At 47.3% G+C, this 16,169-nt stretch carries 8 protein-coding genes and 2 rRNA genes (1 of these 10 cut by a window edge); 9 read left to right on the forward strand and 1 reads right to left on the reverse strand.

Going from position 1 to position 16,169, the window contains the following annotated elements; all coding sequences use genetic code 11:
- The 4 genes from SAPGRDRAFT_RS12230 to SAPGRDRAFT_RS12250 all read left to right on the forward strand — a co-directional run.
- A 23S ribosomal RNA gene (locus SAPGRDRAFT_RS12230) occupies positions 1 to 1,732 on the forward strand (it extends 1,081 nt beyond the left edge of the window).
- Positions 1,733 to 1,841: 109 nt separating this feature from the next.
- Positions 1,842 to 1,950 (forward strand): 5S ribosomal RNA (gene rrf, locus SAPGRDRAFT_RS12235).
- A 413-nt stretch (positions 1,951 to 2,363) separates the two neighbouring features.
- On the forward strand, positions 2,364 to 3,134 hold the full coding sequence (locus SAPGRDRAFT_RS12245) for a glycosyltransferase family 2 protein (protein ID WP_002659541.1): 771 nt from the start codon (positions 2,364 to 2,366) through the stop codon (positions 3,132 to 3,134).
- A 673-nt stretch (positions 3,135 to 3,807) separates the two neighbouring features.
- Complete coding sequence (locus SAPGRDRAFT_RS12250; RefSeq protein ID WP_002659542.1) at positions 3,808 to 6,558, forward strand: hypothetical protein; 2,751 nt, start codon at positions 3,808 to 3,810, stop codon at positions 6,556 to 6,558.
- A 399-nt stretch (positions 6,559 to 6,957) separates the two neighbouring features.
- Here SAPGRDRAFT_RS12250 and SAPGRDRAFT_RS12260 read toward each other — a convergent pair whose 3' ends face one another.
- Positions 6,958 to 8,214 carry a caspase family protein gene (locus SAPGRDRAFT_RS12260; RefSeq protein ID WP_002659543.1) on the reverse strand — a complete coding sequence of 419 codons (1,257 nt, stop codon included), beginning with the start codon at positions 8,212 to 8,214 and terminating at the stop codon, positions 6,958 to 6,960.
- Positions 8,215 to 8,522: 308 nt separating this feature from the next.
- Between SAPGRDRAFT_RS12260 and SAPGRDRAFT_RS12270 the strand changes: the two genes are divergently transcribed.
- The 5 genes from SAPGRDRAFT_RS12270 (at position 8,523) to rny (ending at position 15,937) form a co-directional block, all read left to right on the forward strand.
- Positions 8,523 to 10,742, forward strand: coding sequence for a heavy metal translocating P-type ATPase (locus SAPGRDRAFT_RS12270; protein ID WP_002659544.1), 2,220 nt, complete (start codon positions 8,523 to 8,525; stop codon positions 10,740 to 10,742).
- A gap of 376 nt (positions 10,743 to 11,118) precedes the next feature.
- On the forward strand, positions 11,119 to 13,614 hold the full coding sequence (pheT, locus tag SAPGRDRAFT_RS12280; protein WP_002659545.1) for a phenylalanine--tRNA ligase subunit beta: 2,496 nt from the start codon (positions 11,119 to 11,121) through the stop codon (positions 13,612 to 13,614).
- Positions 13,615 to 13,633: 19 nt separating this feature from the next.
- Positions 13,634 to 13,891 carry a hypothetical protein gene (locus SAPGRDRAFT_RS12285; protein WP_002659546.1) on the forward strand — a complete coding sequence of 86 codons (258 nt, stop codon included), beginning with the start codon at positions 13,634 to 13,636 and terminating at the stop codon, positions 13,889 to 13,891.
- Between the two features lie 3 nt (positions 13,892 to 13,894).
- Positions 13,895 to 14,194 carry a cell division protein ZapA gene (locus tag SAPGRDRAFT_RS12290; protein WP_002659547.1) on the forward strand — a complete coding sequence of 100 codons (300 nt, stop codon included), beginning with the start codon at positions 13,895 to 13,897 and terminating at the stop codon, positions 14,192 to 14,194.
- Positions 14,195 to 14,299: 105 nt separating this feature from the next.
- Entirely contained in the window at positions 14,300 to 15,937 is a 1,638-nt protein-coding gene (gene rny / locus SAPGRDRAFT_RS12295) for a ribonuclease Y (protein ID WP_002659548.1), read from the forward strand.
- The last annotated feature ends 232 nt before the right edge of the window (positions 15,938 to 16,169 follow it).

Consider the following 16,169-nt stretch of genomic DNA (forward strand, 5'->3'; position numbering starts at 1 on the left):
GAGTGATTCTGCGCGGAAAATACTCGGGCATAAAACGTTTTACCGAAGCTATGGATTCGAAAGAATGGTAGGGGAGCATTGTAGTTGCGCTGAAGGTGTACTGTGAGGTATGCTGGAGCGACTAGAAAAGCAAATGTAGGCATGAGTAACGATAAAATAGGTGCAAGACCTATTCGCCGTAAGACCCAGGTTTCCGATTCTATGTTAGACAGAGTCGGGTTAGTCGGACCCTAAGGAGTAGCCGAGAGGCGAATCCGATGGAAAATCAGTTAATATTCTGATACTTGTATATTGGGCGAAGCGGGGACGGAGTTGACGGTCATCTGCTCACTGACGGAATAGTGGGCTAAAGTGTGGAGAGAGGACAGTAGTGAAGTACGCTGTCTATTTGAAGCACGAAAGTACTTGGATCTCATTAGAGAGAAGAGCAAAGATGTTAGTCAGCTTCCAAGAAAAGCCGCTAAGCATTAACTAATATACAAACCGTACCGCAAACCGACACAGGTGGTCGAGGAGAGTATCCTCAGGCGCTCGAGTGATTCACGGCTAAGGAACTAGGCAAATTGGACGCGTAACTTCGGGAGAAGCGTCGCTCTGAGTAATCAGAGCCGCAGTGAAAAGGCCCAGGCGACTGTTTAGCAAAAACACAGGACTCTGCGAATCCGAAAGGAGAAGTATAGGGTCTGACACCTGCCCGGTGCCGGAAGGTTAAGGAAGGGGGTTAGCGTAAGCGAAGCTCTTGACTGAAGCCCCGGTAAACGGCGGCCGTAACTATAACGGTCCTAAGGTAGCGAAATTCCTTGTCGGGTAAGTTCCGACCTGCACGAATGGTGTAACGATCTGGGCACTGTCTCGGCCGTGAGCTCGGTGAAATTGAAGTATCGGTGAAGATGCCGATTACCCACAACGGGACGAAAAGACCCCGTGAACCTTTACTACAACTTAACATTGTCTTTGAGTAATTGATGTGTAGGATAGGTGGGAGACTATGAAGCTGATGCGCTAGTGTTGGTGGAGTCGTCCTTGAAATACCACCCTTTAATTGCTTAGAGACTAACCCGATGGGGGACATTGTTAGGCGGGTAGTTTGACTGGGGTGGTCGCCTCCTAAAAGGTAACGGAGGCTCCCAAAGGTTCCCTCAGCATGGTTGGTAATCATGCGAAGAGCGTATAAGTACAAGGGAGCTTGACTGTGAGACAGACAAGTCGAACAGGGACGAAAGTCGGGTTAAGTGATCCGGCGGTTCTGCATGGAAGGGCCGTCGCTCAAAGGATAAAAGGTACTCCGGGGATAACAGGCTGATCTCCCCCAAGAGCTCATATCGACGGGGAGGTTTGGCACCTCGATGTCGGCTCGTCACATCCTGGGGCTGGAGAAGGTCCCAAGGGTTGGGCTGTTCGCCCATTAAAGTGGCACGCGAGCTGGGTTCAGAACGTCGCAAGACAGTTCGGTCTCTATCTGTTGTGGGCGCTCGAATATTGAAAGGATTTGACTCTAGTACGAGAGGACCGAGTTGAACAGATCTCTAGTGTACCAGTTGTGCCGCCAGGTGCATGCTGGGTAGCTACATCTGGAAAGGATAAGCGCTGAAAGCATCTAAGCGCGAAGCCAACCTTAAGATGAGTATTCGTTGAAGAGACCTGGAAGATGACCAGGTAGATAGGCTATAGGTGGAAGCACAGTGATGTGTTAGGGAGCCAAGTAGTACTAATTTCTCGAAAGCTTCCTTTTTCTTTCTTTTTTTAAAAGAAAGATCGATAATCAACGCACTTTTAAAATTCTATTACTTTCCGTATGTCATAACGATATAGAGTTTATCCAAAGGGATAGACAAAGATTTAATGGTGGTCATAGCGAGGGGGAGACACCTTTTCCCATTCCGAACAGAGCAGTTAAGCCCCTCAGCGCCGATGGTACTACGAAAGTGGGAGAGTAGGTCACCGCCAACCTAATCTATAAAGCCTGTACAGCAATGTACAGGCTTTTTTTTGTTTAAAAAGGAAGGTTTTGCCCCGCAGGGGCTGGCGGCCTTGCCGCCAAAGAGGAGCGAAGCGAGGACGGCTGAGGGATGGATAAGGGTGGCCGCAGGCCAGACCCAGCTTTTGAGCAGAGCGAAAAAGCGCAGGGCCGAGCAAACCTGCGAGCCCTGACAGAGCCCGACCCGCCCGCAGGGCGGGGCAGCCCCAAAATAACAGCAGCAGAAATAGTACATTCCTGATTTTGAAGCGATTTGGGAAAACGACTCGAAAAATTGGGATAAAATAGATACTTTTGTGGGCCTTTAGGGCCTTTTTTTCGTCTATAAGGTAAAACTACCCTCTTACCGCTGCAGATCAGATAAGCAGCATATAAAAACAGACTCATGGAACCACAGCCAAGAATTAAGAAGCTGAGCATTATTATACCGGCCTATAATGAAGGTCGGACGATACACCGTATTTTGAACAAAGTGAGGGCCGTAGAGCTGCCCCTAGGTATAGCCAAAGAAGTGGTTATTGTTAATGATTGTTCTAAGGATGATACGGAAGAAGCCATCAAGCGGTATCAGGCGGCTCATCCAGACCTTCCTATTCAGTATTTGGCGCATGAGATAAACAAAGGAAAAGGGGCGGCCTTGCATACGGGAATTGAGCATGCTTCAGGGGAGTACCTCATCATTCAGGATGCGGATTTAGAATATGACCCTGAGGAATACAATGATTTGCTCAAGCCGGTGCTTTCTGGTTTTGCAGATATTGTTTATGGCTCTCGTTTTATGGGGGGAAATCCGCATCGTATCTTATTCTTTTGGCATAGCATCGGGAATAAGTTTCTGACCTTTTTGTCGAATATGTTTTCGAACTTAAATTTGACAGATATGGAAACCTGTTATAAATTATTTCGGACCGATATTATTCAGCAAATTGATTTGAAAGAGAACCGTTTTGGTTTTGAGCCAGAGGTAACGGCAAAAGTTGCTCGTATTCCTAATATTAGGATTTATGAAGTAGGGATTTCTTATTATGGGCGGACCTATGAAGAGGGCAAAAAAATTGGTTGGCGAGATGGATTTAGAGCCATCTATTGTATTTTGAAGTACAATATTTTTACTGCTAAGCGAAAAATGTTTAAAAATGGAGTCTTCCAAAGCTAGGCTTAATTTAGCAGAGGCGCTAAGGGGAGCGCAGATTAGAGTGCTTTCAATTGGCTAAGGACTTTAGCTACTGGATAAATCACTGCATAGCGCTCTATTGTCTGTCTTCCTGTTTAGAAAAAGGCAGTGATTTAGGGGCTAATATCTCTCTGCATTTTACTGGGCCCAAGAGGAGTTTTTTTTGACTAATTTGCGGCAGTTGTTTGGCTAAGGCAGCTAGTCCTAGAGGCGATAGATGTTGAGCTGCAAGACTTGGGTTTAATGGAGTAATTTGCTTCTGGTTATGCACTAAACATCTTAGAGCATATAGCCGCAGATCGGCAAGCTTTGGAAAATTGCTATAAATTGATTCGAAAAGGGGGAAATCTAGTTATCTTAGTTCCTGCTTATAAGTTTCTTTATAATGGCTTAGATGAGGCCTTGGCTCATTATACCTCAGCTATTTGGGACTAAAGGTCCTCAAGGCGGAATATTGGAATGCTGTGGTCATAGGCTATTTTGTAGTGGTATGACCAAAGATAGAAAGAGAGGGTTGCCAGCAAGTCCCTTAAAACCTTATAATCAACTTTTACCAATCATTAAGTTCTTAGACTGTTGTCTTTTTTGCAAATTGGTAATTCGGTGCTCATTTTGGCCCTAAAAAATTAAACTTAGTTTAGATACAGCTATTGCTATGAAAATTACGAACGCACTTTCGCATTTTGCCATTGTCGCTATTTTGCTCTTTGCGGCTATACTTTACTTTAAACCAGTTGCCTTAGATAATAAGTCGCTGCCCGAGAGTGATAATAGCCAAGCCCGCGGTATGCAGGCAGAAATCCAAAAATATAAAAAGGCAGAGGGTGATGCTCCCCTTTGGACCGATCAGGTCTTTGTTGGGATGCCTTCTTACCAAATTTATGGAGAGTACAATAATAACGTTATCCAAAAGTTATTTCTCTATGTTGTCCGTTTAGGGACCCCTGTCAATACTCCACACATCATTTTGTTTATGATGATGTTGCTGGCTTATTTATCGTTGATTATGTTTGGGGTAAATAAATGGATGGCCGCAGTAGGAGGGCTTGCCTTTGGTCTGATGACCAATAATTTGGTCCTTTTTGAGGCAGGACACTCAACAAAGTTGCATGCTATGACCTATATGGCGCCTATTTTGGCCGCCGCCACAATGGCTCTTCGAGGGAAGCGGATGCTGCTGGGGGCTAGCCTAATGGGCTTTTTCTTGGCTGGACAGATTTCGGCGAACCACCTTCAAATAACCTATTATACCTTTATGATGCTGGCCTTTATTGGCGGAGCATTTTTGGTCAATGCCTTACTAAAGCGCGAGCAGCTAATGACCGTCGTTAAGGGGGGGAGCTTGCTGATTATTGCAGCGGCCTTGGCCGTAGGAGCCAACTTATCGGCGCTTTGGACTACCTATGAGTATTCTAAAGAAACTATTCGGGGGAAGTCGGAGCTAACCGCCTACACCTTAAATGAAAGCGATGCTCGGACCTTGGCCCAAGAAGGAATGCCAGCCGAAAAAATTGCGCAGTTGCAGCAGGCCAGAATTCTTAATGAGCCGATTAAAACGGAGACAATTTTCATCAATCGATTAAAAAATGTAATTGGTCCTGATTATGTAAATGCAAATAAAGAGCGCATCTTGGCCCTAGCTTCTAGCCAACAACAAGATGGCTTGAACAAAGAATATATCTTTGGTTGGAGCTATGGGAAAATGGAAACCTTTACGCTTTTGGTGCCTCACTTCTATGGAGGCGCTAATGGAATGTACTTTGCCGACGACCAATCAAAGAGTGGGATTCAGCTCAGTAAAGAATCGGCTACCGGAAAGGTGATCCAGAAAATGATGCGCAATGTACAAGACCCCAATCAAAGTCAGCAAATTGCCAATCAATTGCTGCAAATGAGTACGCAGTACTGGGGCGCTCAACCTTTTACTAGTGGCCCAGTATATTTTGGTGCCGTGATTTGCCTGCTCCTGATTTTAGGCCTCTTTTTGGCAGAGGGCCCCTTGCGTTGGGGCCTAGGTTTGGCCTTGCTTTTCCTTACTGTTTTGGCTTGGGGCGATAACTTTAAGGCCTTTAACTATTTTATGGTGGATAATTTCCCCATGTATAATAAGTTTCGGGCAGTGAGTATGGCCCTTTCGGCTGCGCAGGTTTTGGCCGCACTCTTAGCTATTTTGGGCTTGCAAGGGTTCTTTAATTTAGAAGATACGGCCAAGCGAGAGAAGCTGCTTTATCTAGCCACTGGAATTACGGCAGGCCTAGCTGCTTTTGCCCTAGTTTATAGTTTTGTAGGCGACCTTTCGGCTCCCAATGATGCTCGCTTAGAGGCTATGGTAGCTCAGGCTCCTCAGTGGGCCGAATACCTAGAAGCCCTAAAAGAAGATCGGGCTAGCCTGATGCGCTCGGATGCACTTCGCTCTTTGGTCTTTGTTCTTTTGGCTGCCGGAAGCCTTTGGGCCTTTAACAGAGGTTACTTTAAGGAGAAACTGATTGCAGTGGCTATCTTGGGCCTTTTGAGTTTGGTCGATTTGGTGGGCGTAGACCTAAATTATGTCAATAAGGAAAGCTTCCAACGTAAAAAAGATGTGGCTAGCGCTCCGCCTATGACAAAAGCCGATCAACAGGTGCTCTCTGATAAAGATCCCCACTTCCGCGTTTTTGACCTGATTGCTGGCGCCCGCCGTGGCGGCTCTCCCTCAAATTCTTTTGCCAACTCAGAAGGGGCCTATTTTCATAAGGTGATCGGAGGCTATCATGCGGCCAAACCCATCTTGTTGCAAGAAATGGTAGAGGGCTATTTTACCAATAATGAAATTTTGACCGATAAGCGGCATTTGATCGAAATGCTGAACGTGAAGTATGTAATGCAAAGCCCCGAAAATGCGGTCCAAATTGGTAACTTAGGAAATGCTTGGTTGGTAGATCAGGTCAAGCAGCTAGAAGATGCCGATGCCGTTTATACCGCCTTGGCCACTTTTAATCCAAGAGTAGAGGCGATCACAACAAAAGCTAATGCAGCTTATCTGGATGGCTTAGCGAATACAGCAAGCTCTGGGGATTATATCCGCCTGAAAAGCTACCATCCCGAAAAACTCGTCTATGAGTCGCAAACCCAAAATGAGCGCTTTGCCGTCTTTTCTGAAATCTATTATCCCGCTAGCAAGGGCTGGCATCTTTACATTGATGGACAAAGAGCAGATCAAGATTTTATTAAGGTGAATTATCTGTTGCGTGGAGCCAGAATTCCCGCAGGCCAACATAAAATCGAAATGGTTTTTGAACCTAATTCTTATTATACTGGCGAAACCCTGGCCCTAATTAGCTCTTTGCTGATTCTTCTGGCCCTTTTGGGCACTGGCTTTCTAGCCTATCGCCAAGCTCAACTTAAAGCAGAAGAAAGTCTAATCTAAAGACTTTTTAAGCCATAAGAGGATACAAATTTAGGCCTCTACGCTTCAGCGTAGAGGCCTATTATTTTGCGGTCTAGCAGGGCCGAAGGGCCGCAGGCAACAGCCAGATTTAAACGCACTCACTTTTATAGTTTGCAGCAATTTCCCGCTAGTCGGCCCTATTTTCCTCGGCCATAGCAAAGGCTATGCCCTTAAAAAAATAGCTGGCTTAGCAGAAAATTCATAGCAAACCATGGCCAAAGCAGCGCGATTAAATCTGGCTGAGGGATGGATAGCAGTGGCCGAAGGCCAGACCAAGCTTTTTGAGCAAAGCGAAAAAAGCGATGGGCCGAGCAGACCTGCGAGCTGCGACACAGCCCGACCCAGCCGCAGGCTGGGGCAGCCCCAAAAAACTAAATCCTATTGCTTAAAATAAAAATCATCCTCAATAGAAGAGAGCTCCCAAGGAATTTGCACGCCCTCAGAGGCCTTGCGAACATTTCTGCGAACCCTCTTGAAGATGTCTTCTAACTGGATGTTGGGCTGCCGCATCTGTGCCAACAATTCCTCCACATAAAGACTGTGCTCCCCCTTGGGGTTGTTCTTGGCCACCGCCCCCGGAGAGGTCGAAAAGGCAATGAAGGAGTTGTAAGGGGCCGAGTTGATGGAGGCCAATCCGTTGTGGGTGTTGCGGCTGGATTTAAATTCTTTTTTGTAGGGATTGTCCCGACAAGCATCCAAAATGACAATGTTCAATTCATTGTCCGCATAATCCATCTCCACCAAAACACGGCCCAAATCTACCGACTCAAATTCAATGTCTTGGGCCTTGCGAATATCAGCATTTACAGGCACCAAATAGTTGCGCCCATCGGCCTGCAAACCATGGCCCGTATAGAAAAATAGGCCAATGCCGCCCTCTTCCTTGAGCTTTTGTCCAAAATCCCGAATCGCCCGCTTCATGTCCTCTTGCTTGGCATTGGTATAAAGCAGAACCTCAAATCCAGAACGCTGCAGTTCCTCCGCCATAGCCAAAGCATCCGATTGAGGGTTTTTCAACGGCTTGTGCTTGTAGGTCGAATTGCCAAAAACTAGGGCCAAACGCTTTTTTCCCCTAGGGATATTGCTCAGCGCAGGCAAGACCAAACCCTTAATATCACTGGGGTCCAGCTTGTTTTCTGCAAAAGGATCACTGGCCTTGCTCTCAGTCTTGGGCTCCTCTTTTACTAAGGTCGAAATCGTCTCAAATTGCCCATTATTCCAGCGAACTCGAGCCGTAGAACCATCCGCATAGCTGTAAATTCCCTCCCCAACAATCTGATTATTCTTGAAAACACCACTGAAACTCTCGCCATTGGTCCATTTGTAGGTCCCTTCTCCCTCTCGCCAATTATTTAGATATTCGCCAATGTATTGCTCCCCATTAGCATGAAAAAAATGCCCGTAACCATGCCGCTTGTTGGCCCTAAATTGCCCCTTGTAAACATTGCCATTCTTAAAGGTATAATTGCCCCGACCATGCATCTGGCTCTCCTTAAATTCCCCAATGTACTTATCGCCATTGTCAAAAATAAAACGCCCTTTACCGTTCTCACAATCGCCAACAGTACAGCCTTTTTCTTGGGCCAAAAGGAAAAAAGGCAAAAAAAATAAGCTCAAAAGTAGTCTGTGTTTCATAGTAGCTGCAATTTGTAAAATAATCATAATGGGGGGCTTCCCGCAGCCCTTTAATTTGGGGCTGCGGGCGCTATGCTGCGGGGCTCGCTATTCGCTCGGCCCTTCGGCGCTAGCGCGCCTCGGTCTGCCCCTCTGGGGCACCCACTCCGCAGCGCTAAGCCATTTGGCCCTGCGGGCCAGGCGGCTTCGCCGCCCAATAGACCAAAATCGAGCCAAGAGAATTTAACTTATTAAATATAGTTTAAAGTAACTTTAGCCCTTCTTTCTCTAGGAATAAGCCCTTAGATTTATTCTAAATAATGAAATCAATGTCTAAATATACAACAACTTCTTACCTCATAGAGGGAATGTCTTGCGGGGCCTGTGCCCAAAGTGCAGAAAAAATTCTCTCCCGCCAAAAACAACTCAGCCGAGTATCGGTCAATTATGCCAGCAAAAAGGTCCAAATTACCGCAGAGCAATCGCCAGATTTAGAGCAGCTCAATGCCGCCCTCAAAAAAGCAGGTTTTCAGTTGCTTCCCCCCGCTCCCGATCAAAGAGCAGCCGCCCGAGAACGGGCCCAAAAAAAACAAAAACAAAGTTTCCGCCAGTTATTTTTAGCCAGTTTATTTGCCCTTCCTCTTTTTGTCGTCTCTATGCTGATGCCGCCTTTTGCAGGCGATAATTACCTCATGCTATTTTGGGCCTCCATGATTTTGTTTGGCCCCGGACGACAGTTTTTTATCAAGGCTTGGCAACAACTGAAAGTAGGCCAATCTAATATGGATACCTTGGTGGCCCTAGGTACCGGAACCGCTTATGTATACAGTCTTATCGCTACTTTTTTGCCCAATTGGTGGAGCAGCCAAGGCCTTAGCCCCCATGTCTATTTTGAAACAGCCGGCCTGCTGCAAACCTTTATCCTTTTGGGCCGCTATTTAGAAGGACGGGCCAAGGCCAAAGCCTCCAAAGCCTTAGATGCCCTGCTAGATTTACAACCCCCTACGGTCCAAATTTGGCAGCATGAAATCTGGACCGAAATGCCCCTAGCCGCAGCCCAAGCAGGCGACCGCCTGCTCATCCGCCCAGGCGAACAAATTCCCCTAGATGCTACTATCCTCGAAGGCGAATCAGAGGTAGATGAACAGCTATTGACCGGAGAATCTCTGCCCCAACACAAACGAGTAGATGACCCCATTTGGGCGGGCACACTCAACCAAACAGGCCGCTTGGTGGTAGAGGCCAAAAAAGGAGCCGACCAAAGCCGTTTGGCCCAAATTATTGAGCTGGTCGAGACGGCCCAAAGCTCTAAGGCGCCTATTCAAAAATTGGTGGATAAGATTTCGGGGGGTTTTGTGCCTGTTATTTTGGTTTTGGCCCTGCTTACGGCTTTAATTTGGTTCTTTTTTGGCCCAACTCCAGTCTGGAGCCATGCGCTAAATAATATGGTGGCCGTTTTGGTCATTGCTTGCCCCTGCGCCCTAGGACTAGCCACTCCCATGGCCATTATGCTCGGCATTGGCCGAGGGGCCAAATTGGGTTTGCTGCTCAAAGGGGCCGAGAGTCTAGAAGCTGCCCAAACTATAGATGCTTTTGTCTTTGATAAAACAGGCAGCCTTACCGAGGGCCAAATGAAACTCCAAGCAGATGAATGGCGCCAATCTATGGCCCATTATTGGCCCGCACTTTATGCTTTAGAAGAAAATTCAGAACATCCACTCGCCAAGGCGTTACTAAACTTGAGCGAACGCCCCAGCCATTTGCCCAAAGTAGATCGCTTTCAGGCCCGCTCTGGCCGAGGCGTTTTGGGCCAGATTGCTGGACAAACTTATGCGGTGGGCAATCGCCAGTTATTAGTAGAGCAAGGGCTTGCCCCTAAGGATTTAGCCAATGGCCCCTGGCAAGCTTGGGAGGCCGAAGGCCAATCGGTCCTCTTTTTTGCCGTAGAACGGCAGCTCATTGCGGCCTTTGCCTTTTCTGATGTACTAAGAGTAGGGGCCAAGGAAACGGTAGCGGCCCTACAAGCTCGAGGCATCAAAACTTATATGCTGAGTGGAGACCAAAAAGTGGTGGTGGACCGCCTAGCCAATGAGTTAGGTATTGCCCATGCTCAAGCCGAACTCTTACCAGAAGATAAAATCAATTTTATTAAGGAGCTGCAGGCCCAAGGATTAAGAGTGGGCATGCTCGGCGATGGCCTAAATGATGCCCCCGCTTTGGCCCAAGCCGATTTAGGGGTGTCGCTAAATGCAGGAACGGGGGTGGCCTTAGAAGCTGCAGAAGCCTTGTTGCTCAAGAATGAACCCTGGCAGCTGATTCAATTACTTGATTTGGGCCAAGCCAGCATGAAAATTTTGCGACAGAATTTATTTTGGGCCTTTGCCTATAATTTGCTGGGGATTCCCATTGCCGCAGGATTGCTTTATCCTTTTACGGGCTATTTATTAGATCCTATGCTGGCTGGCGCAGCGATGGCTTTTAGTTCGGTTTCGGTGGTGCTCAATAGTTTGCGCCTGCTCTCTTGGCCCATTTCCAAAATGACGGCCTAGCCTTACTGCTGTTAGAGCGGTATTCGTCGCTACGCTCCTCATGCGTTTTCATGACCCGCCCACCCACCCCTCTGCGGGATTCCCTAGGGAATCCCTTGGGGGAGGCTGGGCCATTTTTGCAGCAGACAGGCGGCGAAGCCGCCGCAGGCCTAGCGATGTGCAGGGGGGCGGCGCAGCCGCAGACCGAGGCAGCTTGCTGCCGAAGGGCCGAGCAGACCTGCGAGCCCCGAAACGTAGCGCCGCAGCTTTGCTGCGGAGGCCCCAAAAACCTCAAAATAAGTCGCTCAACAAAAGCGGCTTTTGCAGAACAAGCCTTATATTTGCGCCCAAATTCTATTGCGAAACCGCTCATTGAGCTGCAGAATATATACTAAACATGAAAATCTCACTTAACTGGTTGAAGCGTTACCTAAGCTGCGACCTATCTCTAGATAAAATTAGCGAAAGACTGACCGACATTGGATTAGAAGTAGATGGAGTAGAAACCACAGAAACAATTCCCGGTAGTCTGCAAGGGCTAGTTGTTGGCTATGTAGAAAGCTGCGAAAAGCATCCCGATGCCGATAAACTTTCTCTTACTCAAGTAAATGTAGGAGCCGAGGAATTACTTCCCATTGTTTGCGGCGCACCCAATGTAGCCCAAGGTCAAAAAGTAGTTGTGGCTACTGTGGGCACCACCCTCTATCCCGAAAAAGGCGATGCCTTCAAAATTAAAAAAGGAAAAATCCGTGGTCAAGTTTCTATGGGCATGATCTGCGCCGAGGATGAAATTGGTCTAGGCCAATCTCATGCGGGCATTATGGTTTTGGACCAAGATGCGCCTGTTGGTAGCCCTATGGCTGATTATATCAATGGCATTGGAGGCTATAAAGGCAAAAAAGCCGAAACCGACGCATTGATTGAAATTGGTTTGACCCCCAACCGTTCAGATGCCACTAGCCATTATGGTGTTGCTTTTGACCTAGCTGCCGCTCTTAACTTTGAAGAGGAGGGAAGTGCCAACCTAGAACTACCTGCTGTAGCAGACTTTGCCCTAGGCACCTCAAAATTGGCCATGGGACTAGAGGTGAAAGCAACAGAAAAAGTGGTCCGCTATTCGGGCTTAGTCATTGAAGGAATAAAGGTTCAGGATTCTCCCGAATGGTTGCAGCAACATCTTAAAGCCATTGGGATTCAGCCAACCAACAATATCGTAGATATTACCAACTTCGTTTTGCATGAAATGGGCCAGCCCCTACATGCTTTTGATTACGAGCAGATTAAAGGCGCCAAGATTCAGCTAGATTGCCTAGCCGCCGATACGCCCTTTTTGGCCTTGGATGGCCAAGAATATCCACTGCGCGCCGAGGATCTCATGATCTGTGATGCGGAGGGCCAAGCCCTTTGTATGGCTGGCGTTTATGGGGGAAAAGATTCTGGGGTGAGTGAAAAAACAGTGAACATCTTCCTAGAATCGGCTTGTTTTGATGCTCAAAGCATCCGCCAATCAAGCATGAAGCATAATTTACGGACCGATGCCGCCACTCGCTTTGAGAAAGGCAGCGACCCCAATGCTACTATCTATGCGCTTCAACGTGCCGCCCTCTTAATTAAAGAGTTGGCCGGTGGAGAATTGGGCAGCGAATTGATGGATTACTATCCGCAGCCCGTAGCCCGCCCAGAAGTAAAACTACGCTACAAGCGCCTCAATGGCCTTATTGGCGTAGATATGCCCCAAACAGAGGTCAAAAGAGTATTGGCCCTTTTGGATATGCCTATTGTCTCTGAAGATGAAGAGCAACTCATTGTTGCCGTACCCACCAACAAGACCGATGTCTTGAGAGAAGTGGATATCATTGAGGAAATCCTCCGCATCTATGGATTCAATAAGGTACCCAACTCCGATAAAGTAGCCTACAACCTTAGCTTCCCCAAAAAGCCAGAGAGCCTAAAACTCCGCCATCGCTTGGCCGAAAACCTAGCCGCCGCAGGCTATACCGAAATGATGGCCCTCTCGCTCTCTAAAAATAGCTATTATGAAACCCTCTATCCCATTGCTGCAGCGCAATTGGTAGAAATTCACAATACCTCTAATCAAGAGCTGAGCCTCATGCGCCCCTCTATGCTCATGGGCGGCCTAGAAGCCATCTTGCACAACCAAAATCGCCAACAAGATAACCTTCGCTTTTTTGAGTTTGGCAAAACTTACCGCAGAGATGAACAAGGCGCTTTTGTAGAAACCGAACGCCTAGCGTTCTTCCTCACCGGAAAAAAACAAGAGGAAAGCTGGTTGCAGCCTCAAACCGAATTGAGCTACTACGACCTCAAAGCAGTAGTGGAAAATAGCCTAGCCAAATTGGGCATTGATCTCAACGCCCGCAATATCCAACAGCAAGTTATTGAGGATGAAAAACCTTGGGCCTACGCCCTCCAAGCCAATATCCGTATGGGCAAAACTGCCGACGAACTATTGGTTATGGGCCGAGTAGACCCCGAACTCCTCTATGAATTCGGCATCAAAAAACCCGTCTACTTTGCTAGCCTCAATTGGGATACCCTCATGAAGGTGGTGGCCAAGAAAAAGGTCAAATATCAACCGATTAGCAAGTTCCCCGCTATGCGTAGAGACCTCGCTTTAGTCGTGGATAAGGCTGTTCGCTTTACTGAAATTGTAAAAATTGCAGAAAAGCAGGCAAAAAAATGGCTAAAAGCTGTAAATTTATTCGATATTTATGAAAATGAAAGCCAACTCGGAGAAGGCAAAAAGTCTTATTCTGTTAGCTTCATTTTTCTAGATGAAAATAAAACCTTGAAAGATAAAGAGGTGGATAAGGTAATGAAACAGCTTATGCAGCAGTACGAAAAACAACTGCAAGCGCTCATTCGCCGCTAAACCTCCTAGCCTTATCATTATGAGTCTTTTAGACGAAAAATTAAGCGAAGTTCTACAAAAAGTTCAGCTCTTGTTGCAAGAAAACCAATTGCAAAAACAAGAGCTGCAGCGCCTTCGTCTACAAAACGAAGAACTTCGGGCCCAACAGGATCAACTGCAAGAAGAATTGCAGGCCCAATCGGCCCAAAATGCTGACCAACAACAACTTCAATCACAGGTTTCGAAATATATAGAGGATATTGATTCTGCCATCGAATGGCTGAAAGCACTCGATTAAACTATGTCGAAAGAAAATCTCCATAGCATCAAAGTAGAAATAGCCGGACGTAGCTACCCGCTTTTTGTAACCGACAAAGAGCGAGAGGTCGTCCTGTTGCTCGGAGAAAAAATTAACGAAGAGATTAACGATCTGCATGCTCGCTATGCCAATAGCCTAGTTAAACAGGATATTATGGCCATGCTACTACTTACCTACGGCAAAAAAATGCAAGAATTAGAAGAAAGTACTAGCCTGCCCTCCATAGAAGATAAAATCAATCAACTCCAAAACCTTTTATCCGAAATCCCCCTTGAAGATTAAGCACTTTTTGTAAAATTTCCCTTGTCTAAAAGTTTGTACCGCATTTTGTTGCCCAGCTCGCTGGGCCCTACATACTTTTACTATTCTTTTTAAATTATAACGACAATGGAAATCATCATAGCCCTTCTGGGCCTTGCCATCGGTTCTGGCCTAGGGTACTACCTCGGTACTAAGGTCCTGAACAAAACGGTGCGCGACAAAGAAGAGGACCTGGAATCTAGAATCCAAGATATCCTCCAACAAGCTAAAGATAAAAAAGCCGAGGCCGAAGCCGACGCCCGCCAAGCCGCTTCCAAAATTATTGAGGACGCTAAACGCAATGGCGAAAATATTAAACGCAAGAAAATTAAAGAGGCTAAAGATCTCTATAATAAAAAGAAATCCGAATTCGAGGCCAAGGCCAACCGCCGCGACCAACAACTGAAAAGTGCCGAGCATAAGGCTAAGGAAAAAGAAAACCAATTCCGCCAAGAAGAAGGAAAACTTAAAAAAGAGGCCGAGGCTAATGCTAAACTCCGCCAAGAATTAGAACAGAAAATTCAAGATACTACCGCCAAAGCTGAAGCTATGGCCCAACAAGAAGAGCAGTTCCGATTTGCACTCGAAAAAGTCGCCAAAATGTCGGCCCAAGAAGCCAAAGAAGAACTGATCAAAAATATGCGCGATAAGGCCGAATCCGAAGCTATCGCTCTCGTCAAAGACCGTATCGAAGAAGCTAAGCTCACCGCCAATAAGGAAGCCAAAAAGATTGTGATCCAAACCATTCAACGAATGGCCGCAGAACACACAATCGAAAATACCGTCTCTGTCTTTCACCTCGATTCTGATGACCTCAAAGGCCAAATTATCGGTAGAGAAGGCCGAAATATCCGTACCCTAGAAGCCGCTACCGGCGTAGAGGTGATCGTAGACGATACCCCCGAAGCCATCATTATCTCTAGCTTCGACCCCGTCCGCCGTGAGGTCTGTCGCCTCTCCCTACAACGACTTGTCGCCGACGGACGTATCCACCCCGCCCGAATCGAAGAAGTAGTGGCCAAAACACGAAAACAAATCGAAGAGCAGATTATGGAAATCGGCCAACGTACCGTGATCGATCTCAATATCCACGGTATGCAACCCCAACTTATCCGTATGGTGGGCCGCATGCGCTTCCGCTCCTCTTATGGCCAAAATCTACTCAAACACTCTATCGAAACCGCCAAGCTTTGCGCTACTATGGCCGCCGAATTAGGCCTATCGCCCCGAGAAGTTAAAATGGCCAAAAGAGCCGGCCTCCTACACGATATCGGAAAAGTATCTGAAGAGGAAACCGAACTCTCGCACGCTATCCTCGGTATGAAGCTTTGCGAAAAACATGGCGAAAAAGCACCCGTGATTAACGCCGTTGGTGCCCACCACGATGAGGTCGAAATGAAGTTTATTATCTCGCCCATTATCCAAGCTTGTGATGCCATTTCTGGAGCCCGCCCCGGCGCCCGCCGAGAAATTCTCGAAAGCTATATCCAACGAATCAATGAACTGGAACAACGCGCGCTCTCCTACGATGGCGTCCAAAAAGTTTACGCTATGCAAGCCGGCCGCGAACTCCGCGTGATCGTAGAAGCCGATAAGGTGAGCGACCAAAAAGCCGACGAACTGTCTTTCCTCATCTCTCAACAGATCCAAAACGAAATGCAGTACCCCGGCCAAATTAAAATTACGGTGATCCGTGAAAAACGTGCCGTGGCTTTCGCCCGCTAATAAGTAGCATTTGCTATATCGCCCCTCCGCAATTTGTGGAGGGGCTTTTTTTTTGCCTTTTTTGGGCCCGCGGCCAACTAGGCTTTGCCTAGCTGGCCGCCGCTATGCTGCGCCGCTCGCAAGTCTGCTCGGCCCTGCAGCCGCCGCAGGCGGCCTAGGTCTGGCCCTGCGGGCCACGGCTGCGCAGCGCTGGGCCGCTCATCTTCTGTACTTTCTCTATACGATCTGCTCC

It is taken from the genome of Saprospira grandis DSM 2844 (assembly GCF_000275825.1).
GTDB classification, from domain to species: domain Bacteria; phylum Bacteroidota; class Bacteroidia; order Chitinophagales; family Saprospiraceae; genus Saprospira; species Saprospira grandis_A.